This is a genomic window from Pseudomonas arcuscaelestis (assembly GCF_016881005.1).
GTDB classification, from domain to species: domain Bacteria; phylum Pseudomonadota; class Gammaproteobacteria; order Pseudomonadales; family Pseudomonadaceae; genus Aquipseudomonas; species Aquipseudomonas arcuscaelestis.
Genome location: NZ_JACOPV010000007.1, coordinates 196914 through 220175 on the forward strand (window position 1 = coordinate 196914; position 23262 = coordinate 220175).

General features: G+C 59.1%; 19 protein-coding genes. 17 read left to right on the forward strand and 2 right to left on the reverse strand.

Annotated features, from left to right (window positions below):
• The first annotated feature begins 151 nt into the window (after positions 1-151).
• From arcD to H8F21_RS12840, 12 genes are all read left to right on the forward strand, one after another.
• Positions 152-1579: an arginine-ornithine antiporter gene (gene arcD / locus H8F21_RS12785; protein WP_203476289.1), complete on the forward strand. Its 1428-nt coding sequence runs from the start codon at positions 152-154 to the stop codon at positions 1577-1579.
• A 31-nt stretch (positions 1580-1610) separates the two neighbouring features.
• Positions 1611-2867 (forward strand): arginine deiminase, encoded by a 1257-nt coding sequence (arcA, locus tag H8F21_RS12790; protein WP_136477937.1) that lies wholly within the window; start codon positions 1611-1613, stop codon positions 2865-2867.
• Positions 2868-2937: 70 nt separating this feature from the next.
• A complete protein-coding gene (locus H8F21_RS12795; RefSeq protein ID WP_203584454.1) occupies positions 2938-3948 on the forward strand; it encodes an ornithine carbamoyltransferase in 1011 nt (336 codons plus the stop codon).
• 105 nt (positions 3949-4053) lie between these two features.
• The gene (gene arcC, locus H8F21_RS12800) at positions 4054-4986 is read left to right on the forward strand and encodes a carbamate kinase (RefSeq protein WP_203476291.1); all 933 of its coding nucleotides are present in this window, start codon (positions 4054-4056) and stop codon (positions 4984-4986) included.
• A gap of 54 nt (positions 4987-5040) precedes the next feature.
• On the forward strand, positions 5041-5403 hold the full coding sequence (locus H8F21_RS12805; protein ID WP_203476293.1) for a DUF5064 family protein: 363 nt from the start codon (positions 5041-5043) through the stop codon (positions 5401-5403).
• A gap of 97 nt (positions 5404-5500) precedes the next feature.
• A complete protein-coding gene (locus H8F21_RS12810) occupies positions 5501-7009 on the forward strand; it encodes a sigma-54-dependent transcriptional regulator (RefSeq protein ID WP_203476295.1) in 1509 nt (502 codons plus the stop codon).
• A 273-nt stretch (positions 7010-7282) separates the two neighbouring features.
• Positions 7283-7666 (forward strand): glycine cleavage system protein GcvH, encoded by a 384-nt coding sequence (gene gcvH / locus H8F21_RS12815; RefSeq protein ID WP_136477941.1) that lies wholly within the window; start codon positions 7283-7285, stop codon positions 7664-7666.
• 9 nt (positions 7667-7675) lie between these two features.
• Complete coding sequence (gene gcvP / locus H8F21_RS12820; RefSeq protein ID WP_203584455.1) at positions 7676-10531, forward strand: aminomethyl-transferring glycine dehydrogenase; 2856 nt, start codon at positions 7676-7678, stop codon at positions 10529-10531.
• Between the two features lie 92 nt (positions 10532-10623).
• Entirely contained in the window at positions 10624-12000 is a 1377-nt protein-coding gene (locus tag H8F21_RS12825) for an L-serine ammonia-lyase (RefSeq protein ID WP_203584456.1), read from the forward strand.
• A gap of 28 nt (positions 12001-12028) precedes the next feature.
• A complete protein-coding gene (gcvT, locus tag H8F21_RS12830) occupies positions 12029-13153 on the forward strand; it encodes a glycine cleavage system aminomethyltransferase GcvT (protein ID WP_203542093.1) in 1125 nt (374 codons plus the stop codon).
• Between the two features lie 349 nt (positions 13154-13502).
• Positions 13503-13715 carry a cold-shock protein gene (locus H8F21_RS12835; protein WP_007931076.1) on the forward strand — a complete coding sequence of 71 codons (213 nt, stop codon included), beginning with the start codon at positions 13503-13505 and terminating at the stop codon, positions 13713-13715.
• 172 nt (positions 13716-13887) lie between these two features.
• Positions 13888-14376: an RDD family protein gene (locus tag H8F21_RS12840; RefSeq protein ID WP_203476302.1), complete on the forward strand. Its 489-nt coding sequence runs from the start codon at positions 13888-13890 to the stop codon at positions 14374-14376.
• A 49-nt stretch (positions 14377-14425) separates the two neighbouring features.
• Here H8F21_RS12840 and lptG read toward each other — a convergent pair whose 3' ends face one another.
• Positions 14426-15487: an LPS export ABC transporter permease LptG gene (gene lptG / locus H8F21_RS12845; protein ID WP_203476304.1), complete on the reverse strand. Its 1062-nt coding sequence runs from the start codon at positions 15485-15487 to the stop codon at positions 14426-14428.
• Positions 15480-16595 (reverse strand): LPS export ABC transporter permease LptF, encoded by a 1116-nt coding sequence (lptF, locus tag H8F21_RS12850; protein ID WP_203476306.1) that lies wholly within the window; start codon positions 16593-16595, stop codon positions 15480-15482. Before lptF ends, lptG begins: the two co-directional genes overlap by 8 nt.
• Positions 16596-16880: 285 nt before the next feature.
• Here lptF and H8F21_RS12855 point away from each other — a divergent pair, with 285 nt between their 5' ends.
• From H8F21_RS12855 to rlmF, 5 genes are all read left to right on the forward strand, one after another.
• A complete protein-coding gene (locus H8F21_RS12855; RefSeq protein WP_203476307.1) occupies positions 16881-18374 on the forward strand; it encodes a leucyl aminopeptidase in 1494 nt (497 codons plus the stop codon).
• 53 nt (positions 18375-18427) lie between these two features.
• Positions 18428-18856 carry a DNA polymerase III subunit chi gene (locus H8F21_RS12860; protein ID WP_203476308.1) on the forward strand — a complete coding sequence of 143 codons (429 nt, stop codon included), beginning with the start codon at positions 18428-18430 and terminating at the stop codon, positions 18854-18856.
• A 5-nt stretch (positions 18857-18861) separates the two neighbouring features.
• Positions 18862-19221 (forward strand): DNA polymerase III subunit chi, encoded by a 360-nt coding sequence (locus H8F21_RS12865; RefSeq protein ID WP_203584457.1) that lies wholly within the window; start codon positions 18862-18864, stop codon positions 19219-19221.
• Positions 19222-19342: 121 nt separating this feature from the next.
• Positions 19343-22189, forward strand: a complete 2847-nt coding sequence (locus tag H8F21_RS12870; RefSeq protein ID WP_203584458.1) for a valine--tRNA ligase — start codon at positions 19343-19345, stop codon at positions 22187-22189.
• Between the two features lie 101 nt (positions 22190-22290).
• Positions 22291-23235: a 23S rRNA (adenine(1618)-N(6))-methyltransferase RlmF gene (rlmF, locus tag H8F21_RS12875; protein ID WP_203476316.1), complete on the forward strand. Its 945-nt coding sequence runs from the start codon at positions 22291-22293 to the stop codon at positions 23233-23235.
• The last annotated feature ends 27 nt before the right edge of the window (positions 23236-23262 follow it).

Sequence of the window (23262 nt, forward strand, 5' to 3'; positions counted from 1 at the left end):
AGGCTTTCAGCAAGGCCATCGGCATACTCCGGGGGGAGCTTTTTCTGTCAACGATGCAACGGACCGCACCATAAACTGACTTGAATCAGCTTACGAATACGTCGCTGGATTTACTCTAGCTTCATCTTTTCAACTGATATGGAGTTATTCGATGTCAGACACTCCCGGGAAACTACGACTTGGTGCGCTTGTTGCACTAGTAGTCGGCTCAATGATTGGCGGCGGGATCTTTTCGCTGCCGCAAAACATGGCTGCAAGTGCTGACGTAGGTGCAGTACTGATCGGCTGGGGCATCACCGCCATCGGTATGCTGACCCTAGCCTTTGTGTTCCAGACCCTGGCCAACCGAAAGCCGGATCTTGACGGTGGGGTATACGCCTACGCCAAGGCTGGTTTCGGCGATTACATGGGCTTTTCGTCCGCCTGGGGGTACTGGATCAGTGCCTGGCTGGGTAACGTCGGCTATTTCGTTCTGCTGTTCAGTACCCTGGGCTACTTTTTCCCGATCTTTGGCGAAGGTAATACCCCAGCGGCCATCATCGGTGCCTCGGTGCTGTTGTGGGCCGTACATTTTCTGGTACTGCGCGGCATCAAGGAAGCCGCCTTCATCAACCTGGTCACCACGATAGCCAAGGTTGTGCCGCTGGCGCTGTTCATTCTGATCGCATTGTTCGCGTTCAAACTGGACATCTTCACCGCTGACATCTGGGGCACCATGAACCCGGACCTCGGTAGCGTGATGAACCAGGTGCGCAACATGATGCTGGTCACCGTCTGGGTGTTCATCGGTATTGAAGGCGCGAGCATCTTCTCCGCTCGGGCAGAAAAGCGCTCGGATGTGGGCAAGGCAACCGTCATCGGCTTCATCACCGTGCTGCTGTTCCTGGTTCTGGTGAACGTACTGTCGCTGGGCATCATGACTCAGCCTGAGCTGGCCAAACTGCAGAACCCATCGATGGCTGCCGTGCTTGAGCACGTGGTCGGTCACTGGGGTGCAGTGCTGATCAGCGTCGGCCTTATCATCTCGCTGCTCGGTGCCCTGCTGTCCTGGGTACTGCTGTGCGCCGAGATCATGTTCGCCGCTGCCAAAGACCACACCATGCCGGAGTTCCTGCGCCGCGAGAACGCCAACCATGTACCTGCCAATGCGCTGTGGCTGACCAACGCCATGGTGCAGATCTTCCTGGTCATCACCCTGTTCTCGGCCAGTACTTACCTGTCGCTGATCTACCTCGCCACCTCGATGATCCTGGTGCCTTACCTGTGGTCTGCGGCCTACGCCTTCCTGCTGGCATGGCGCAGCGAGACCTACGAGCAAGCACTGGCGGAACGCAAGAAAGACCTGATCATCGGCGGTATCGCCCTGGTCTACGCCATCTGGCTGCTGTATGCCGGTGGCGTCAAATACCTGCTGCTCTCGGCCCTGCTCTATGCCCCTGGCGTGATCCTGTTCGCCAAGGCCAAGCGCGAGGTCGGCCAACCGATTTTTACCAACGTGGAGAAACTGCTTTTCGCCGCCGTGGTTATTGGCGCCCTGGTGGCTGCCTATGGCCTGTACGACGGCTTCCTGACTCTGTAACCCCCGTATTCGCAACTTGGAGGAAATAACCATGTCCACGGAAAAAGTTAAGTACGGCGTACATTCTGAAGCCGGCAAACTACGTAAAGTAATGGTCTGCTCCCCTGGCCTGGCGCACCAGCGCCTGACGCCGAGCAACTGCGACGAACTGTTGTTCGACGACGTCATCTGGGTTAACCAGGCCAAGCGTGACCACTTCGATTTCGTCACCAAGATGCGTGAGCGCGGTATCGAAGTGCTGGAAATGCACAATCTGCTGACCGAGACCGTTCAGAACCCAGAAGCGTTGAAATGGATCCTCGATCGCAAGCTCACCCCTGATACCGTGGGTATCGGCCTAACCAACGAAGTACGCAGCTGGATCGAAGGCCTGGAGCCACGCAAGATTGCCGAATTCCTGATTGGCGGCGTGGCCGGTGAAGACCTGCCGGAAAGTGAAGGCTCCGGCGTCATCAAGATGTACCGCGACTACCTGGGCCACTCCAGCTTCCTGCTGGACCCACTACCCAACACCCAGTTCACTCGCGACACCACCTGCTGGATCTATGGCGGCGTCACCCTGAACCCGATGTACTGGCCAGCACGACGTCAAGAAACCCTGCTGACCACCGCCATCTACAAGTTCCACCCAGAATTCACCGAAGCAGACTTCGAAATCTGGTACGGCGATCCTGATCAGGATCACGGCAAAGCCACACTTGAAGGCGGCGACGTGATGCCAATTGGCAACGGCGTGGTGCTGATCGGCATGGGCGAGCGCACCTCGCGCCAAGCCATCGGCCAACTGGCTCAATCGCTGTTCGCCAAGGGCGCGGTCGAGAAAGTCGTTGTCGCCGGCCTGCCGAAGTCCCGGGCAGCGATGCACCTGGACACCGTGTTCAGCTTCTGCGACCGCGACTTGGTCACGGTCTTCCCTGAAGTGGTCAAGGAAATCGTACCGTTCGTCATCCGTCCGGACAGCAGCAAGCCTTACGGTATGGATGTACGCCGCGAGAACAAGACCTTCATCGAAGTGGTTGCCGAATCCCTCAACCTGAAAAAACTGCGTGTCGTCGAAACCGGTGGCAACAGCTTTGCCGCTGAACGCGAGCAGTGGGATGACGGTAACAACGTGGTGGCTGTGGAGCCTGGCGTAGTCATCGGTTATGACCGCAACACGTATACCAACACCTTGCTGCGCAAGGCGGGTATCGAAGTCATCACCATCAGCGCTGGCGAACTCGGCCGCGGCCGTGGCGGCGGTCACTGCATGACCTGCCCAATTGTTCGCGACCCTATCGATTACTAAAACGACCATCAACCCAGCCGCGCCTACCCGGCGTCGGCTGGGCCGATTACCGAACTCAAGGAATATCATCATGGCGTTCAATATTCACAACCGTAACCTGCTGAGCCTGGAACACCACACCCCTCGCGAGTTGCGCTACCTGCTGGACCTGTCCCGCGACTTGAAACGTGCCAAGTACACCGGCACCGAACAGCAACACCTCAAAGGCAACAACATCGCGCTGATTTTCGAGAAAACCTCGACCCGCACCCGATGTGCCTTCGAAGTGGCCGCTTATGACCAGGGCGCCAACGTTACCTATATCGACCCGAACTCCTCGCAGATCGGCCACAAAGAAAGCATGAAGGACACCGCGCGGGTCCTTGGCCGCATGTATGACGCCATCGAATACCGTGGCTTCAAACAGGAAATCGTCGAGGAGCTGGCCAAGTTTGCCGGTGTACCGGTGTTCAACGGCCTGACTGACGAATATCACCCAACCCAGATGATTGCCGACGTGCTGACTATGCGTGAGCACGCCGACAAGCCAATCCACGAGATCAGCTACGCGTACCTGGGTGATGCCCGCAACAACATGGGCAACTCCTTGCTGCTGGTGGGTTCTAAACTGGGCATGGACGTACGCATCTGCGCACCCAAGGCACTGTGGCCGCACGACGACCTGGTTGCACGCTGCAAAAAATACGCTGAAGAAAGTGGCGCACGCATCACCCTGACCGAAGACCCGAAAGCTGCTGTCAAAGGCGTCGATTTCATCCACACCGACGTTTGGGTATCGATGGGCGAGCCAGTGGAAGCCTGGGCCGAACGCATCCAGCAATTGCTGCCATACCAGGTCAACGCCGAGCTGATGAAAGCCACCGGCAACCCTCGGACCAAGTTCATGCACTGCCTGCCAGCGTTCCATAACTCCGACACCAAAGTCGGTAAACAGATCGCCGAGCAATATCCGCACCTGGCCAATGGCATCGAAGTGACCGACGATGTATTCGAGTCCCCAGCCTGCATCGCCTTCGAGCAAGCGGAAAACCGCATGCACACCATCAAGGCCATCCTGGTATCGACCCTGGCTGACCTGTAACACCTCTGTAGGAGCGGGCTTGCCCCGCGATGCGATGTGCCCGGCACATCGTAATCGCGGGCCAGGCCCGCTCCCACAAATCACTTCTTCAGAAGGAAATTCATCATGCGTATCGTTGTTGCATTAGGCGGTAACGCCCTGCTGCGCCGTGGCGAACCCATGACCGCGGAAAATCAACGCGCCAATATCCGCATTGCCACCGAGCAGATCGCCAAGATCCATCCAGGGAACGAGCTGGTCATTGCCCATGGCAATGGTCCACAGGTTGGCCTGCTGTCGCTGCAGGCGCAGTCCTACAAGCCGGACGAAGCCTATCCGCTGGACGTTCTCGGGGCTGAAACCGAAGGCATGATCGGCTACATCATCGAGCAAGAGCTGGGTAACCTGCTGGCGTTCGAAGTGCCGTTCGCCACCCTCCTGACCCAGGTTGAAGTCGACGGTAAAGACCCGGCGTTCCAGAAGCCGAGCAAGCCAATCGGGCCGGTCTATTCCAAAGAAGATGCTGAGCGCCTGGCCGCAGAAAAAGGCTGGGCGATCGCCCCGGACGGCGACAAGTACCGCCGCGTTGTCGCCAGCCCTCGGCCAAAACGAATTTTTGAAATTCGCCCAATCACCTGGCTACTGGAAAAAGGCACCGTGGTGATCTGTGCAGGTGGCGGTGGCATCCCGACCATCTACGACGAGAGCGGCAAGGTGCTCAGTGGCGTAGAGGCGGTGATCGACAAAGACTTGTGCTCATCCTTGCTGGCTCAACAACTCAAGGCCGACCTGCTGGTTATCGCCACCGACGTTGATGCTGCCTATATCGACTGGGGCAAGCCAACTCAGAAAGCGGTGGCCCAGGCCCACCCAGACGAACTGGAGCGCCTTGGTTTTGCCGCAGGTTCCATGGGGCCTAAGGTCCAGGCCGCGTGCGAATTTGCCCGTGAAACCGGCAAGGTCGCGGTGATTGGTTCGTTGGCGGATATCGAAAAAATTGTTGAAGGTACTGCCGGAACCCGTGTCAGTACGGCCAAGCCTGGAATAAGCTACCGTTGATGCAGTTGGGCGGACTCAAGGTCCGCCCGTTTCACCCTTCCAGAGGAGCCTTCCATGGCCAAGTTCGAACCCGGTCATCTGCATATCGAGCGCCACGCGCTGACCAAGGATGACTGCAATTACAATCTGTTCATCGACTACGAAGTCACGACCGACCCCAAGGAAGGCAAGGGCATGCAGTTCACCATGCATGGCACCATCGAAGGTAAGGAATTCAAGGAAGTCTTCTTCCTGGCCAAAGAACAGGCCTACAACTTTGCCAGCAACGTGACCAAGATCGCGGAAAAGTACGGTATTCCAAAACACCTGAGCAGCATTGGCTCGATGCACAAACCCTACGACGCGATGTTCGAGGATGTGCGTAAACAGCTGAGCATGAAGTCAGGCGATCCGGTAAACCCCGAGCACTTCGAGTAACCCACCCGTTCTCTTCACGGGGCACGGCGGCTATCCGACTTGCCCCGCGATTTAAGGCATACTTGCCCTCTTCGGCAGCCTTGAAACCTCTCGCCCAATGCGCATCCACGTCAGCTTCATCGACCGCGTCGGTATCACCCAGGAAGTGCTGGCCCTGCTTGGTGCCCGCAATCTCAACCTGGATGCGGTGGAGATGGTGCCGCCCAATGTCTACATCGATGCCCCGACCTTAAGCCCGCATGTGCTTGAAGAACTGCACGACGCATTGCTGAATGTGCATGGCGTGCAATCGGTGCGCGTTGTCGACATTCTCCCCGGTCAGCGCCGCCACCTGCAACTCGACGCCCTGCTCGCAGCCATGAGCGATCCGGTACTGGCCCTGGACAGCGCCGGCCATGTACTCCTGGCCAACCCGGCGCTGATAGCCCTGTGTGGTCAAGAACCCTCCGATCGCTCGGTAGTCGATCTGTTCGACGACCCCGGCCTGTTGGAGGCACTGATCGAACAGGGCTTTCGCCTGCCAATGCGTGAGGTGGTGCTCAATGGCCAGACCTTGCTGCTCGATGCCACTCCAATCACCAATGCAGGCGCGCTGCTGACCTTGTATCAGCCTAACCGTATCGGCGAACGGCTCTCGGCACTGCATCACGACCACGCTGAAGGTTTTGACGCCCTACTCGGCGACTCGCCCCCCATCCGCACCTTGAAGGCCCGCGCCCTAAGGGTGGCAGCACTCGATGCACCCTTGCTGATCCATGGCGAGACCGGCACGGGTAAAGAGTTGGTAGCCCGCGCCTGCCATGCCATCAGCAGTCGCCACAGTGCCCCATTCCTGGCCCTGAACTGCGCAGCGCTGCCAGAGAATCTCGCTGAGAGCGAACTGTTCGGCTATGCCCCAGGCGCCTTTACCGGCGCCCAGCGCGGTGGCAAACCGGGCCTGATGGAGTTGGCCAACCAGGGCACGGTGTTTCTCGACGAAATCGGCGAAATGTCCCCCTACCTTCAGGCCAAGCTCCTGCGTTTTCTCAATGACGGCAGCTTTCGCAGGGTTGGCGGTGATCGCGAGGTCAAGGTCAATGTGCGAATCCTCAGCGCCACGCACCGTGACCTGGAAAAAATGGTCGCCGAAGGCAGTTTTCGTGAAGACCTGTTCTACCGCCTGAATGTGCTTAATCTCCAGGTTCCACCGCTGCGCGAACGCGGCCAGGACATTCTTCTGCTGGCCGGCTACTTCATGCAGCAAGCCTGCACCCAGATTCAGCGACCGCTATGCCGGCTGGCTGCGGGTACCTATGCAGCCCTGCTCGACAACCGTTGGCCTGGCAATGTCCGCCAACTGCAAAACGTGATTTTTCGCGCTGCGGCCATCTGCGAAAGCACTGTGGTCGACATAGGCGATCTGGATATCGCTGGCACCTCGGTAGCCCGCAGCCACAATGGCGACGTGAGCAGCCTGGAGCAGGCCGTGGAGGATTTCGAACGCACTCTGCTGGAAAAGCTCTACACCAGCTACCCCTCTACTCGCCAACTGGCCAACCGTCTGCAGACCTCCCACACCGCTATCGCCCATCGCCTGCGAAAGTACGGCATTCCCTCCAAGCTTTGAGCCCTAACACCCGTATTGAAAACGCTACAGTGTATCGATTTCAGTACAGCCCTGGGGAAACGTTGCCCTGCAAGGTTCTGATCCCTTTAAGCTTTTTTTCCTACGCTGCGGTGTAGCGATTTCGCTACAGCCCAGACGCGCACTTAACTCATAAATTTCATATCCTATTGTTTTTAAAGATATTTTTATAAATGGCAGTGAAATTGCAAAGAGAACGCTCATTATCAGGGCTCAGCGCCGAACCTGGGCCACGCCTACCCTTGAGGAGTTTCCATGAGCGAGTTGCGTTTTACCGAAGATCACGAATGGCTGCGTACCGAAGCTGACGGCAGCGTCACTGTCGGCATTACCGCCTTCGCTCAGAACGCCTTGGGTGATGTGGTCTATGTGCAGTTGCCGGAACTGCAAAGTTACGAGCAGGGTGCTGAAGCGTCGACCGTAGAATCGGTAAAGGCTGCCAGCGGCGTGTACATGCCACTGAGCGGTGAAGTGGTCGCCGTCAACGACCAACTTGCAGACAATCCGGAGCTGGTCAACGAAGACCCTCTGGGCGAAGGCTGGTTCTTCCGCTTCATTCCAGCCGATGCCGACGCCGTTGCGCAACTGCTCGACCAGGATGCCTACGACCGCCTGATCAAAGCCAACGCTGACGCCTGAGGAATCACCATGACCATCAACCTCGGCACTGCCAACGAATTCATCGCCCGCCATATCGGCCCACGCCAGAATGACGAGCAACAAATGCTCGCGACCCTGGGTTTCGACTCCCTGGAAGCCATGAGTGCTGCAGTCATTCCCGACAGCATCAAGGGCACCAGTGTGCTGGAGCTGGGCGCAGGCCAAAGCGAAGCCGATGCCCTGGCCTCGCTCAAAGCCATCGCTGGCAACAACCAACTGTTCAAAAACTTCATCGGCCAGGGTTACTACAACTGCCACACCCCCGCGCCGATTCTGCGCAACCTGTTGGAAAACCCGGCCTGGTACACCGCCTACACCCCGTATCAGCCAGAGATTTCCCAAGGCCGTTTGGAAGCTCTGCTAAACTTCCAGACCATGATCAGCGACCTCACCGGCCTGCCGATTGCCAACGCTTCGCTGCTCGACGAAGCCACTGCTGCTGCCGAAGCCATGACCTTCTGCAAACGCCTGAGCAAGAACAAAGGCAGCCACACCTTCTTCGCTTCCGTGCATTGCCATGCTCAAACCCTCGATGTGCTGCGCACCCGTGCCGAGCCGTTGGGCATCGAAGTGGTGGTGGGTGACGAGCGCGAGCTCGACGATGTCAGCGCCTTCTTCGGTGCCCTGCTTCAGTACCCAGCCAGCAATGGCGAAGTTTTCGACTACAGCGAACTGGTGGCACGCTTGCACTCAGCCAATGCCCTGGTCGCGGTTGCCGCTGATCTGCTGGCACTGACCCTGCTGACCCCGCCTGGCGAGTTCGGCGCCGACGTCGCCATTGGCAGCGCCCAGCGCTTCGGTGTGCCGCTGGGCTTCGGTGGCCCGCATGCGGCCTATTTCTCTACCCGCGATGCGTTCAAGCGCGACATGCCAGGCCGTCTGGTCGGTGTGTCGATCGACCGCTTCGGCAAGACCGCCCTGCGTCTGGCCATGCAGACCCGCGAGCAACATATCCGTCGCGAAAAGGCGACAAGCAACATCTGCACCGCCCAAGTACTGCTGGCCAACATTGCCAGCATGTATGCCGTTTACCACGGCCCACAGGGTCTGAAGCAAATCGCAGGCCGCACCCATGCCTTGACCGCGATTCTCGCCGCGGGCCTCCAGCAGCTTGGCGCCAGCGTCGAAAACCAAGCGTTCTTCGACACCCTGACCCTGGTCACCGGCACCGCCACTGCAACCCTGCAAGAGCAGGCGCGCGCCCAACGCCTGAACCTGCGCCAGATCGACACCCAACGCCTGGGCCTGTCGCTGGATGAAACCAGCACTCAGGCAGACGTGGAAACACTCTGGCAGCTGTTTGCCGATGGCAAAGTCGTACCCGACTTCGCGGTCCTCGCCGCCAGTGTTCAGGTTCAACTGCCTGCCGCCCTGCTGCGCCAGTCTGCAATCCTCGAACACCCGGTGTTCAATCGCTACCACAGCGAAACCGAGCTTATGCGCTATCTGCGCCGCCTGGCCGACAAGGACCTGGCGCTCGACCGCACCATGATTCCGCTGGGCTCATGCACCATGAAGCTCAACGCCGCCAGCGAAATGATCCCGGTCACCTGGGCCGAGTTCGGCAACCTGCACCCGTTTGCACCCGCCGAACAGAGCCAGGGCTACCAGCAACTGACCGACGAGCTGGAGGCCATGCTCTGCGCCGCAACCGGTTATGACGCGGTGTCGCTGCAACCCAACGCCGGCTCGCAAGGCGAATATGCAGGCCTGTTGGCCATTCGCGCCTACCACCAGAGCCGCGGTGATGCCCGTCGCGACATCTGCTTGATTCCGTCTTCGGCTCACGGCACCAACCCGGCCACCGCCCATATGGCCGGCATGCGCGTGGTAGTAACCGCCTGTGACGCACGTGGCAACGTCGATATCGACGACCTGCGCGCCAAGGCCATCGAGCACCGCGAACACCTCGCGGCACTGATGATCACCTACCCGTCGACCCATGGTGTGTTCGAGGAAGCGATCGGCGAAATCTGCGCGATCATCCATGACAACGGTGGTCAGGTTTACATCGACGGTGCCAACATGAACGCCATGGTCGGTCTCTGTGCCCCGGGCAAGTTCGGTGGCGACGTCTCGCACCTGAACCTGCATAAAACCTTCTGCATTCCCCATGGCGGTGGCGGCCCGGGCGTCGGCCCGATTGGCGTCAAGTCGCACCTGGCGCCGTTCTTGCCTGGCCACGGCCATATGCAGAACAAGCAAGGCGCGGTCTGCGCCGCACCGTTCGGCAGCGCCAGCATTCTGCCCATCACCTGGATGTACATCCGCATGATGGGCGGCGCCGGTCTTAAACGTGCCTCGCAAATGGCCATCCTCAATGCCAACTACATCGCCCGTCGCCTGGAAGAGCACTATCCTGTGTTGTACACCGGCAGCAATGGTCTGGTAGCGCATGAGTGCATCCTCGACCTGCGTCCAATCAAGGACAGCAGCGGCGTCAGCGTTGACGACGTTGCCAAGCGCTTGATCGACTTCGGCTTCCACGCCCCGACCATGTCGTTCCCGGTGGCCGGTACGCTGATGATCGAACCTACCGAAAGCGAGTCCAAGGAAGAGCTGGATCGCTTCTGCGAGGCAATGATCCGTATCCGCGAAGAAATTCGCGCGGTTGAAAACGGCAGCCTGGACAAGGATGACAACCCGCTGAAGAACGCCCCGCACACTGCTGCCGAAATTGCCGGCGAGTGGAGCCATCCGTACAGCCGCGAACAAGCGGTGTATCCGGTAGCTACGCTGGTCGAAGGCAAGTACTGGCCACCAGTCGGTCGCGTCGACAATGTCTTCGGGGACCGCAACCTGGTGTGTGCCTGCCCATCGATCGAGAGCTATCAGGACGTTTGAGGGGGCTGATCGCGGGTAAAGCGCGCGCCCACACGCAGACTGTGGGCGCGGGTTTGTCCCGCAAAACCCTTCACCATTACGAGGGCATAACCATGTCACTTAGCGTCTTCGACCTGTTCAAGATCGGCATCGGCCCCTCCAGTTCTCATACCGTCGGCCCGATGCGCGCCGCTGCGCGCTTTGCCGAAGGACTGCGCCGCGACGACCTGCTCAAGGCCACCACCAGCGTTAAAGTCGAGCTGTATGGCTCGCTGGGTGCCACCGGCAAGGGGCATGGCAGCGACAAGGCTGTGATTCTGGGCCTTGAAGGCGAACATCCAGACAGCGTCGATACCGAAACCATCCCTACTCGCCTGCAGGCCATCCGCAGCTGCGGCCGGCTCAAGCTGCTGGGCGAGCACGACATCGAATTCATCGAGAAACAGCACCTGGCGATGATTCGCAAGCCCTTGGCCTACCACCCCAATGGCATGATTTTCCGCGCCTTCGACAGCGCCGGCCTGCAAATCCGCAGCCGCGAGTATTACTCGGTGGGCGGCGGCTTTGTCGTCGATGAAGACGCAGCTGGTGCCGACCGCATCGTCGAAGACAGCACCGTCCTGCCCTACCCATTCAAGACTGCCAAAGAGTTGCTTGGCCACTGCACCGCGCAGAATCTTTCCATCAGTCAGGTGATGCTGGCCAATGAAGCGGCCTGGCGTACGGAAGGCGAAACCCGCAAAGGCCTGTTGCGTATCTGGCAAGTGATGCAGGACTGTGTCGCCGCCGGTTGCCGCAACGAAGGCATCCTGCCAGGTGGGCTGAAGGTCAAACGTCGGGCCGCCGCGCTGTATCGCCAGCTCTGCAGCAACCCTGAGGCAAGCCTGCGTGATGCCCTCTCGGTACTGGACTGGGTCAACCTCTACGCGCTGGCCGTCAACGAAGAAAACGCTTATGGCGGACGCGTGGTTACCGCACCCACCAACGGCGCCGCCGGCATCGTGCCTGCGGTATTGCACTACTACATGCGCTTTATCAATGGAGCCAATGAAGACGGCGTCGTGCGCTTTCTGCTCACCGCAGCGGCCATCGGTATTCTCTACAAGGAAAACGCTTCGATATCCGGCGCTGAAGTCGGCTGTCAGGGCGAAGTCGGTGTCGCCTGTTCAATGGCTGCCGGTGCCCTGTGCGAAGTCATGGGCGGCAGCGTGCAACAGGTAGAAAACGCCGCTGAAATTGGCATGGAACACAACCTCGGCCTGACCTGCGATCCAATTGGCGGGTTGGTCCAGGTGCCTTGCATCGAGCGCAATGCAATGGGCTCGGTGAAGGCCATCAATGCGGTGCGCATGGCCCTGCGCGGCGACGGTCAGCACTTTGTTTCTCTCGACAAGGTCATTCGCACCATGCGCCAGACTGGCGCCGACATGAAAAGCAAATACAAGGAGACCGCCCGCGGCGGTCTGGCCGTCAACATTATTGAATGCTGACACCCTCTCAAGCCCCAAGGAGTCATCAATGTCCACCGAAACGCTGCACAAGACCCCGCTGCATGCCCTGCATCTGGAACTGGGCGCACGCATGGTGCCTTTCGCAGGCTACGACATGCCGGTCCAGTACCCTCTGGGCGTGATGAAGGAGCATTTACATACCCGTGCACAGGCGGGTCTGTTCGATGTCTCGCACATGGGCCAGATCCGTCTGACCGGCGCTGATGCCGCCAAGGCCCTGGAAACCCTGGTACCGGTGGATATCATCGACCTTCCAGTGGGCATGCAGCGCTACGCAATGTTCACCAACGAACAAGGTGGCATCCTGGATGACCTGATGGTTGCCAACCTGGGCAACGATGAACTGTTCCTGGTGGTCAACGCCGCCTGCAAGGACCAGGACCTCGCCCACCTGCGCCAGCACCTCGGTGATCGGTGCCAGATTCAGCCGCTGTTTGAAGAGCGAGCGCTACTGGCCCTACAGGGGCCGATGGCAGTCAAGGTGCTCGAGCGCCTGGCACCAGACGTGGCAACAATGACCTTCATGCAATTCAAACCTGTACAACTGCTCGGCGCCGACTGCTTCGTCAGCCGCTCCGGCTACACCGGTGAAGATGGCTTCGAGATTTCCGTTCCGGCTGATCAAGCCGACGCCCTGGCCCGCCGACTGCTGGACGAGCCGGAGGTAGCGGCAATCGGCCTAGGTGCCCGCGACTCCCTGCGCCTTGAAGCCGGCCTGTGCCTGTACGGCCACGATATGAACACCCAGACCACACCTATCGAGGCCAGTCTGCTGTGGGCGATTTCCAAGGTGCGCCGCGCCGATGGCGAACGCGCAGCGGGATTCCCCGGTGCCAAGCAGATTTTTGCCCAACAGTTGAACGGCGTCGTTCGCAAGCGCGTGGGCTTGCTGCCACAAGAGCGCACACCGGTGCGTGAAGATGCAGAGATTGTCGATGAAGCCGGTACTGTCATCGGTAAAGTTTGCAGCGGCGGTTTCGGTCCAACCCTGGCCGCTCCGGTGGCTATGGGTTATCTCGATACTGCGCATACCGCAATTGATACACCGGTCTGGGCAATTGTTCGCGGCAAGCGTGTCGCCATGAAAGTTAGCAAGATGCCGTTCGTTGCCCAGCGCTATTATCGCGGCTGAAACGATAGTTGAAACTTTGTGTCATAACGCGTTCGGATTTTCGAATTCGAACGTGTTTTATAACTTTCGAAAAGCACCTCTGTACGGTCTGGAATGAGCAAAAAAAAATCGACCGAAGGACAGCTAAAAGGTAGAGAGGGAGCGGCTTCCAGGGCTTGTTTTTGCCAACTGAGTTAGCGTAGAGTCACTGCACTGTGTTTGCATGGGTCGCTATGGTTCGTGACCTGGGCAGTAGCGCTGAGATTTGCTACAACCCGTTCGACGTCTGTTACTTTCCTGCAACCCAGCCCAGTACTCTTTCATTTGGAAGAAACTGTTACTAATTCTAAGTTTCAAAGGAAATAAGACAATGTCCCAACGTCAGAGCGGTACCGTCAAGTGGTTTAACGACGAGAAAGGTTTTGGTTTCATCACTCCAGAAAGCGGTCCGGATCTGTTCGTACACTTCCGCGCTATCCAAGGTAACGGCTTCAAGAGCCTGAAAGAAGGCCAGAAAGTTACCTTTATCGCCGTGCAAGGCCAGAAAGGCATGCAGGCTGACGAAGTTCAAGCCGAAGGCTGATCTTCCTCAACAAAAAGCCCCTGCTGGCAACAGCAGGGGCTTTTTTGTGCGCGCTCGGTGACCGCGCGCTGGCGCGGCGATAACAACCTGACATCTAAACCCTGCCACAAGGCAACGATTTCTCCGCGCAATTCCGTAGAATGGCTCCTTTTGCCCAAGGAGGGCACTTTGTATGCCCAAGCAGTTGTTGCAGCCCCAGGGTGATTTTCCCGCTGTCGGCCTAGGTCGGCGCCTGGCTGCCATGTTCTATGACTTTCTTTTGTGTACCGCGTTGCTGATCGTGACGGCTGGCATCTACAAAATGATCCAGATGGCAGTTATCGGAGAAGCGCAAATGCGCGCAATGACCGATGCCGGCGCACTGGACGGTGATCCGCTGCTGTCGACAGTACTGCTGTTCGTGCTATTCGGTTTTTTCGCCAAGTTCTGGACCCACGGCGGGCAGACGCTCGGCATGCAAGTTTGGCGCATTCGCGTACAGAACGCCGACGGCAGCGCCATCAGCCTGTGGCAGGCACTGTTGCGTTTCCTCGTCTCCATCGCCTCCTGGCTGTGCCTGGGCCTGGGCTTCATTTGGTCGCTGTTCGACAAGCGCCAGCGTACCTGGCATGACATGTACTCCGAAACGCAACTGGTTCAGTTGCCCAAAAGCAAAAAGTGACAGAACCAAAAAAGCCGACCCTGGGGTCGGCTTTTTTACGTGCGTGAACTCAACCCGCTCGACGCAACATCCATAATCCTGCACCCGCACAGATCGCCGCGGGGATCACTACCGCCAGCAGCGGTGGGAAACCGAATACCTGGCTGGACGGCCCCAGCAAGTCCTGGGCAATGCGGAACACAAAGCCTACCAGTACACCGGTAAACACCCGCTGACCCAAGGTCACCGAACGCAACGGACCGAAGATGAAGGAAATGGCCATGAGCACCAGCGCTGCGGTAACCATTGGCTGCAAGACCTTGGTCCAGAAAGCCAGCCAGTAGCGAGCATTGTTCAGGCCCTGGTCGGACAGGTAATGGATGTAATCCCACAAGCCAGTAATCGATAGAGATTCTGGTGCCAGCACCACGGTGTTGAGCAGTTGCGGGGTAACCGTAACGTCCCAGCGCTCTGCCGGTGCCTTGACGACTTCGGTGTGGTCACCACGGAAATGCGTGGTGGTCACGTCGCTCAACTGCCAGTGGTCTTCCTGGTATTGCGCACGACGCGCAAAGCTTGAGGTAATCAGATGACGCTCGTTATCGAAACGGTAGCGAGTTACACCGTACAGCAGGCCATTGGGCTGCACCGAGTTGATGTGCACGAACTCATCGCCCTGGCGGTGCCACATGCCGCGCTTAGAGCTCTGGGCCTCACCGCTACCCTGGGCCAGGGAACGGTCGGCCTGGGCTTTGTTCTCGGTTACCGGGGCCAGGTACTCACCGATCAGAATACCGGCGAGCATCAGTACCAGCATGGGCTTCATTACCGCCCAAACGATGCGCCCGATGGAAACCCCGGCAGCACGCATGATGGTCAGTTCGCTGCTACTGGCCAGGCTGCCGAGGCCGATCAGGCAACCGATCAGCGCCGCCATCGGCAGCATGTCGTAAAGGCGTCGCGGCGCAGTCAGCAACACGAAGTTGCCCGCATCCATCAGGGTATAGCTGTCAGTGATGTCGCCCATCTCATCGATGAAGGCAAACAGCGATGCCAGGCCCAGGATGATCCCGAGTACGGCAAGAATGGCCACCAGCACACTCCTGCCGATGTAGCGGTCGAGCTTAACCATGGGCCACCTCCGCACGACGCGCGGCACGCTTGAGGCGCAACGGCTCCCAATACATCAAGCCCAGACCGATGAGCAGGAACAGTCCGTGGACCCACCAGATGCCCAGGCTGATCGGCAACTTGCCTTTTTCCAGGGCACCGCGCACAGCAATCAGCATTGTCAGGTACGCCATATACAGAAGAATTGCCGGCAGCAGCTTGAGGAAGCGACCCTGGCGAGGATTGACCCGTGACAATGGCACTGCCAACAGGGTTACGACGAATACCAGCAGTGGCAACGACAGACGCCATTGCAGCTCGGCACGCTCGCGGCGCCCGTCGCTGGCAAACAACTCGGAAGTTGGAATGGCCTCGCGATCAGTGATTTCTTCGCTGACCTCGGGCTTGGGCAGCAATACGCCATAGGTGTCGTACTTGATGGCACGGTAGTCGGCCTGTCCTGGGTTGCCATCATAGCGATAGCCGTTTTCCAGGATCAGGTAACGGTTGCCGTCGGCACCGATTTCCTGGCGACCCTTTTCAGCCACCAATACCGAGGGTGCTCGCTCCTTGGTCTTGTCCTGGGAGAAACGCTTCTCGGAGATAAACACACCCGCCAGGTTGCCACGATCTTCAGACAATTGTTCGGTGTACGTCACACGGCTGCCATCGCGCAAGGTCTGGAAACGGCCCGGTACCAAGGTATCGAACTCGGTCAGGGCATCCTGCTGATTGATGATCTGCGCAACCTTGGTAACGCCCTGCGGTGCCAGGCCCAGGCTCAACCAGGCGACCAGCAAGGCCACCAGTGCAGCTGGCGCCATGGTCATGCCCAGCAATCGCTGTTGGCTCATGCCGGTGGCCGAGAGCACGGTCATCTCGCTCTCAAGGTAAAGGCGACCGTAGGCCAGGAGAATTCCCAAGAACAGCCCCAGAGGCAGGATCAGTTGCAGGAAACCCGGCAGGCGGTAGCCCATGATCAGAAAAAGCACACCCGGATCGAGTATGCCCTGGGCCGCCTGGGCCAGGTACTTGATGAAGCGCCCGCTCATGATGATCACCAGCAGCACTGCGCTGACGGCACTCAAGGTCACCAGGACCTCGCGGGATAGATATCGGAAGACGATCAAACCAGACACTCCTGGGTTGTCAGGCTCGGACAGCCAAACAAGAAATCCATAACAGCCAAGATAGTTGCTGGCTCGCCTGAGCGAACCTGCACAAAAGTTGGCGCATTATCCTGTGATTGGCCGTGCCTGTCACTGGCGACGCACAATGCGTGGTCAACGGGGTTGTCAGGGCGGTCCGAGCAGGCTCAAACTGGCAGCTTTCTCACTGGTGCGCGACCACGCGGCCAGCTCGCTCAAGCGCCTGCATAGACAACGCGCAAAGACAGATCATTCGGGGACCCTGACATGGAACTGGTTGTAAAAAGTGTAGCCGCTGCATCCTTGAAAACCGCCACACTGGTGCTCGGCGTGGGCGAAGGGCGCAAGCTTGGCGCCAGCGCCAAGGCTGTCGATGAAGCCTGCGCCGGCGCGCTCAGCGCTGTTCTCAAGCGAGGCGACCTGACTGGCAAGCTGGGCCAGACCCTGCTGCTGCAAAGTCTGCCCAACCTCAAGGCCGAACGCGTTTTGCTGGTAGGCACCGGAAAGGACAACGAACTGGGTGACCGCAGCTGGCGCAAAGTGGTTTCCTGCGTACTGAACGTACTCAAGGGTCTCAACGGCAGCGACGCAGTACTGGCACTGGACGAAGTGGCCGTGTCCGGCCGCGACGCCTTCTACAGCAAATCGCGCCTGCTGGCCGAGACCCTGCTCGATGGTGAATACGTCTTCGACCAGTTCAAAAGCAAGAAGGCTGAGCCTCGCGCCCTGAAGAAAATCACCTTGTTGGCCGACAAGGCCGGTACCGCTGACGTCCAGCGCGCCATCAAGCACGCCAGCGCCATTGCCTCCGGCATGAGTCTTGCCCGTGACTTGGGCAACCTGCCACCTAACGTCTGCCACCCAAGCTTCCTCGCCGAACAGGCCAAGGGGCTGGGCAAGGCCTACAAGGGCCTCAAGGTCGAAGTCCTTGATGAGAAAAAAATCAAGGAGCTGGGCATGGGCGCCTTCTACGCCGTAGGCCAGGGTAGCGACCAGCCACCACGCCTGATCGTGCTCAACTATCAGGGTGGCAAAAAAAGCGAGAAGCCCTACGTGCTGGTGGGCAAAGGCATCACCTTCGATACCGGTGGCATCAGCCTCAAGCCCGGTGCGGGCATGGACGAAATGAAATATGACATGGGGGGTGCTGCCAGTGTCTTCGGCACTGTGCGTGCAGTGCTCGAACTGCAGCTGCCGATCAACCTGGTGTGCCTGCTGGCCTGTGCCGAAAACATGCCAAGCGGCGGCGCTACCCGCCCAGGCGACATCGTTACTACCATGAGCGGCCAGACCGTCGAAATCCTCAATACCGACGCCGAAGGCCGCCTGGTACTGTGTGACGCCCTGACCTATGCCGAGCGCTTCAAACCTCAGGCAGTGATCGACATCGCCACCCTCACCGGCGCTTGCATCGTCGCCCTGGGCAGCCATACCTCAGGCCTGATGGGCAACAACGACGATCTGGTCAACCAGTTGCTCGACGCCGGCAAGCGCGCCGACGACCGCGCCTGGCAGTTGCCACTGTTCGATGAGTACCAGGAACAACTGGACAGCCCGTTTGCTGATATCGCCAACATTGGCGGCCCCAAGGCAGGCAGTATCACCGCTGGCTGCTTCCTGTCGCGCTTTGCCAAGGCCTACAACTGGGCGCACCTGGATATCGCCGGCACTGCCTGGATCAGTGGTGGCAAGGACAAAGGCGCCACTGGCCGTCCGGTCCCGCTGCTGACCCAGTACCTGCTCGACCGCGCCAACGCCTGAGACAGTGCCCGCCGCCTGCGCCCCTTCGGGCGTAGCCGGCAGGCCCGCTGATCATGAATAAAGTCGACTTCTATATTCTGCCCAGTGACGCGCCGTCGGCGCGCCTGGATTTTGCCTGCAAGCTCTGTGAGAAAGCCTGGCGCATGGGCCATCAGGTCTACCTGCACTGTGCCGACGCCGCCCAGCGTGACGATCTGGACGCCCGCCTATGGGCTTTCAAGGCTGAGGCGTTCGTACCGCACAACAACGCTGATGAGTCGGCTCTGGGTGGTGTAGTGCTGGGGCTCGGTGATGACTGCGGCAGCCACACGGACCTGCTGATCAATCTTGATCTGAAGGTGCCATCGTTCGCCGCGCGCTTTGCCCGCATTGCCGAAATCGTTGTCGAAGAGCCCACGATCCGCCAGGCCGCCCGAGAGAGTTTCCGTTTTTATCGCGAACAGGGCTATGCTCTGCAGGATCACCGCTTACAGCGACTCTAAAGACAATGGACAAACCCACTCCCTTGCCCCAATCGGCCCACCTGCTGGACGACCTCGAATCAATTCGCCAATTGCTTGGCGATGAATCCCTCGAGCCGCCACTGCTGACAGACACCGTCGAAGAGCAGATTCCGCTTCTACTCGAAGAAGCCGATCCAGCCCCTGTGCTGACGCCAGAACCTGAGCGACAAGCACCTGCCGACCCACAGGCAAAGCGTCAGGAAACCCTGCTGCACCTGGACAGCGAACTGCGCGCAGCGGCGCAGTTGATCATGCAGGACGTGATCAACGACTTTACCCCGCACATCGAGAACGAAATCAAGCGTCGTCTTGATGCCCGGCTCGAACGCCTGCTCAATCAATAGGCAATAGCTCCAAGCTGCAAGCTTCAAGAGCCGTGCGGCGCTCTGAGCTTGTCGCTTGAAGCTTGCCGCTTCGTTATACTCTCCGGCTTTCCTGAATAAATGCCATAGGGTCCCGCCGCGCATGGATAAGACCTACCAGCCGCACGCTATTGAAACTTCCTGGTACAACACCTGGGAGTCCGAGAATTATTTCGCTCCGCAAGGCGCGGGCGATGCCTACACCATCATGATTCCGCCGCCGAACGTAACCGGCAGCCTGCACATGGGTCATGGTTTCAACAACGCGATCATGGACGCACTGATCCGTTTCCGTCGTATGCAGGGCCGCAATACCCTGTGGCAGCCGGGCACCGACCACGCCGGTATCGCTACCCAGATGCTGGTCGAGCGTCAGCTCGAAGCCAAAGGCCAGAGCCGCCACGACCTGGGCCGCGACAAATTCCTGGAAAAAGTCTGGGAATGGAAAGATCAGTCCGGTGGCAATATCAGTCGTCAGATCCGCCGCCTGGGCTCCTCCGTCGACTGGAGCCGTGAGCGCTTCACGATGGACGACGGCCTGTCCGAAGCGGTCAAGGAAGCCTTTGTGCGTCTGCATGAAGACGGCCTGATCTACCGCGGTAAGCGCCTGGTCAACTGGGACACCAAGCTGCACACGGCGATCTCCGATCTCGAAGTGGAGAACCATGACGAGAAAGGTCACCTGTGGAACCTGCGCTATCCACTGGCTGACGGTGCCAAGACCGCCGACGGCAAAGACTACCTGGTGGTTGCCACTACCCGTCCGGAAACCATGCTCGGCGACGCCGCCGTTGCCGTTAATCCCGAAGACGAGCGTTACAAGGCACTGATCGGCAAGTTCGTCGAGTTGCCGCTGGTTGGCCGTCGCATCCCGATCATCGCCGACGACTATTGCGACCCGGCGTTCGGTACTGGTTGTGTGAAGATCACCCCGGCCCACGACTTCAACGACTATGAAGTCGGCAAGCGCCACAACCTGCCGCTGCTCAATATCTTCGACAAGAACGCCTTCGTATTGCCTGTCGCCCAGGTATTCAATCTCGACGGCAGCGTCAATGAAAGCGTCGACGCCACCCTGCCCGCCCAATACGCCGGCCTGGACCGTTTCGTTGCACGCAAGCAAATCGTCGCCGACTTCGACGCCGCGGGCCTGCTGGTAAGCGTCGATGACCACGCCCTGAAAGTGCCAAAAGGCGACCGTTCGGGTACGGTCATCGAGCCATGGCTGACCGACCAATGGTATGTGTCGACCAAACCGCTGGCCGAACCTGCCATCGCTGCTGTTGAAGATGGCCGTATTCAGTTCGTGCCTAAACAGTACGAAAACATGTACTTCTCCTGGATGCGCGATATCCAGGACTGGTGCATCAGCCGCCAGCTCTGGTGGGGCCACCGCATTCCGGCCTGGTACGACGAGTCCGGCAAGGTTTATGTAGGCCGCAGCGAAGAAGAGGTTCGCAGCAAACATAATCTCGGCGCCGACGTGGTCCTGAATCAGGACAACGACGTACTCGATACCTGGTTCAGCTCGGGCCTGTGGACCTTCTCGACCCTGGGCTGGCCGCAGCAGACCGAATTCCTCAAGACCTTCCACTCCACCGACGTATTGGTCACCGGTTTCGACATCATTTTCTTCTGGGTTGCCCGGATGATCATGCTGACCATGCACTTGGTGAAGAACGAGGATGGCACCCCGCAGGTTCCGTTCAAGACTGTCTACGTTCACGGCCTGGTTCGCGATGGCCAGGGCCAGAAGATGTCCAAGTCCAAGGGCAACGTCCTTGATCCGCTGGACATCGTCGACGGCATTACCCTGGACGAACTGCTGGAAAAACGCACCAGCGGCTTGATGCAACCCAAGCTTGCCGAGAAAATCGCCAAGCAGACCAAGGCCGAGTTCCCCGAAGGCATCGCCAGCTATGGCACCGATGCCCTGCGTTTCACCTTCTGTTCGCTGGCATCCACCGGTCGTGACATCAAGTTCGACATGGGCCGCGTAGAAGGCTATCGCAACTTCTGCAACAAGATCTGGAACGCCGCCCGCTACGTGTTGGACAAAGGCGAAGACTGTGGCCAGAACGGCGAAGCCTACGAGCTGTCGCTGGCTGACCGCTGGATCATTTCGCAACTGCAGCGAACCGAAACCGAAGTGACCCGCCAGCTGGAGCAGTTCCGCTTCGACCTGGCCGCCCAGGCGCTCTACGAGTTCATCTGGAACCAGTATTGCGACTGGTACCTGGAACTGTCCAAGCCTGTGCTGTGGGACGAAAACGCCCCGGTCGAGCGCGCTCGTGGCACCCGTCGTACCCTGGTGCGCGTGCTGGAGGTGGCCTTGCGCCTCGCGCATCCGTTCATGCCATTCATCACCGAAGAAATCTGGCAGCGACTCGCGCCGCTGGCCGGTGCCGAAGGCAAGACCATCATGCTGCAGCCATGGCCGGTGGCCAATGAAAGCCGCATCGACGCGGCGGCCGAAGACGATATCGAGTGGCTCAAGGAGCTGATGCTCGGTGTCCGTAATATCCGTGGCGAAATGAACATCGGTCCAGGCAAGCCGCTGCAATTGTTCCTCAAGAACGCCAGCGCTGAAGACCAACGCCGTCTGCAGGAAAACGAAGCGCTGCTGAAAAAGCTGGCGAAAATCGAGTCCTTCACCGTACTGGGCGAACAGGACGAAGCACCGCTGAGCGCCACCGCGCTGGTGGGCGACCTGCAAGTGCTGGTGCCGATGGCTGGCCTGATCGACAAGGACGCCGAGCTGGCACGCCTGAACAAGGAAATTCAGCGTCTGCAAGGCGAAGTTCAGCGTGTGGGCGGCAAGCTGTCCAACGCAGCCTTCGTCGACAAGGCGCCGCCAGCAGTGATCGACAAGGAACGCGCCAAGCTGGCCGAGGCTGAACAAGCCCTGGCCAACTTCACCGAGCAGCATGCACGGATCGCCGCCCTGTAAACATCGCTGATTTCAGTGATGCTATCGCGGGTCAAGCCCGCTCCCACAGGACACCCTGTAGGAGCGGGCTTGACCCGCGATGCTTTTCACCGGACCTTAAAATGACGACACCTGACAAACCGACCCTGCATCCGCGCAACCGCCACCAGGGCCGTTACAACTTCCCCGAGTTGATCAAGAGTAGCCCTGAATTGGGCCAGTTCATGATCACCAATCCATACGGCAAGCCCAGTATCGACTTTGCCAATCCCGAGGCAGTCAGGGTGTTCAACCGTGCCCTGCTCAAGGCTCAGTACGGTATCCAACACTGGGATATTCCCGCCGACTACCTGTGCCCACCGATTCCTGGTCGTGCCGACTACATTCACGTAGCAGCCGATCTACTGGCCCTGGACAACGGCGGCGAAATCCCCCGTGGGCCCCAGGTACGCGCCCTGGATATCGGTGTCGGTGCCAACTGCATCTACCCGTTGCTGGGCCACAGTGATTACCGCTGGCGCTTCCTCGGCTCGGACATCGACGCCACGGCGCTAGCGGCAGCGAAGGCCATCGTGCACGCCAACGGCCTGGACAAAGCCATCAGCCTGCGCCAGCAAAGCAATCGCAAACACATTTTGCTGGGCCTGCTAAAAGACGACGAGCGTTATGACCTGACCCTGTGCAACCCGCCGTTTCACGCCTCGCGAGAGGAAGCCACGCGGGGCAGCCAGCGCAAATGGCGAGCCCTGGGCAAGGCCGACCCCAAGCGCAAGTTGCCGGTGCTCAACTTTGGCGGGCAGAACAACGAACTCTGGTGCGAAGGCGGAGAAATCCGTTTTGTCAGCCAGTTGGTGACTGAAAGCGTTGCGCTTGGCAAACAGGTGATGTGGTTCACCTCATTAGTGTCCAAGGCGTCCAACCTGCCCGGCATCGAAGCTGCATTGAAGAAAGCCGGTGCGCAGGAAGTGCGCATTGTCGAGATGGGCCAAGGGCAGAAGCAAAGCCGCATGGTGGCCTGGACCTTCCAGGATGCCAGCGCCCGCCACGCACGCTGGGCGACCAAATAATACCTGCAGCCAGCAAAAAGGCACAAA

Bases quoted from the DNA above. Each gene is read 5' to 3' on its own strand.
- H8F21_RS12825 (WP_203584456.1), top strand. From the start codon at position 10,624: ATGTCACTTAGCGTCTTCGACCTGTTCAAGATCGGCATCGGCCCCTCC.
- H8F21_RS12840 (WP_203476302.1), top strand. From the start codon at position 13,888: ATGCCCAAGCAGTTGTTGCAGCCCCAGGGTGATTTTCCCGCTGTCGGC.
- H8F21_RS12810 (WP_203476295.1), top strand. From the start codon at position 5,501: ATGCGCATCCACGTCAGCTTCATCGACCGCGTCGGTATCACCCAGGAA.
- H8F21_RS12835 (WP_007931076.1), top strand. From the start codon at position 13,503: ATGTCCCAACGTCAGAGCGGTACCGTCAAGTGGTTTAACGACGAGAAA.
- arcC (WP_203476291.1), top strand. From the start codon at position 4,054: ATGCGTATCGTTGTTGCATTAGGCGGTAACGCCCTGCTGCGCCGTGGC.
- lptG (WP_203476304.1), bottom strand. From the start codon at position 15,487: ATGGTTAAGCTCGACCGCTACATCGGCAGGAGTGTGCTGGTGGCCATT.
- H8F21_RS12860 (WP_203476308.1), top strand. From the start codon at position 18,428: ATGAATAAAGTCGACTTCTATATTCTGCCCAGTGACGCGCCGTCGGCG.
- arcD (WP_203476289.1), top strand. From the start codon at position 152: ATGTCAGACACTCCCGGGAAACTACGACTTGGTGCGCTTGTTGCACTA.
- gcvT (WP_203542093.1), top strand. From the start codon at position 12,029: ATGTCCACCGAAACGCTGCACAAGACCCCGCTGCATGCCCTGCATCTG.
- H8F21_RS12870 (WP_203584458.1), top strand. From the start codon at position 19,343: ATGGATAAGACCTACCAGCCGCACGCTATTGAAACTTCCTGGTACAAC.
- arcA (WP_136477937.1), top strand. From the start codon at position 1,611: ATGTCCACGGAAAAAGTTAAGTACGGCGTACATTCTGAAGCCGGCAAA.
- H8F21_RS12805 (WP_203476293.1), top strand. From the start codon at position 5,041: ATGGCCAAGTTCGAACCCGGTCATCTGCATATCGAGCGCCACGCGCTG.
- H8F21_RS12795 (WP_203584454.1), top strand. From the start codon at position 2,938: ATGGCGTTCAATATTCACAACCGTAACCTGCTGAGCCTGGAACACCAC.
- H8F21_RS12855 (WP_203476307.1), top strand. From the start codon at position 16,881: ATGGAACTGGTTGTAAAAAGTGTAGCCGCTGCATCCTTGAAAACCGCC.
- H8F21_RS12865 (WP_203584457.1), top strand. From the start codon at position 18,862: ATGGACAAACCCACTCCCTTGCCCCAATCGGCCCACCTGCTGGACGAC.
- rlmF (WP_203476316.1), top strand. From the start codon at position 22,291: ATGACGACACCTGACAAACCGACCCTGCATCCGCGCAACCGCCACCAG.
- gcvH (WP_136477941.1), top strand. From the start codon at position 7,283: ATGAGCGAGTTGCGTTTTACCGAAGATCACGAATGGCTGCGTACCGAA.
- gcvP (WP_203584455.1), top strand. From the start codon at position 7,676: ATGACCATCAACCTCGGCACTGCCAACGAATTCATCGCCCGCCATATC.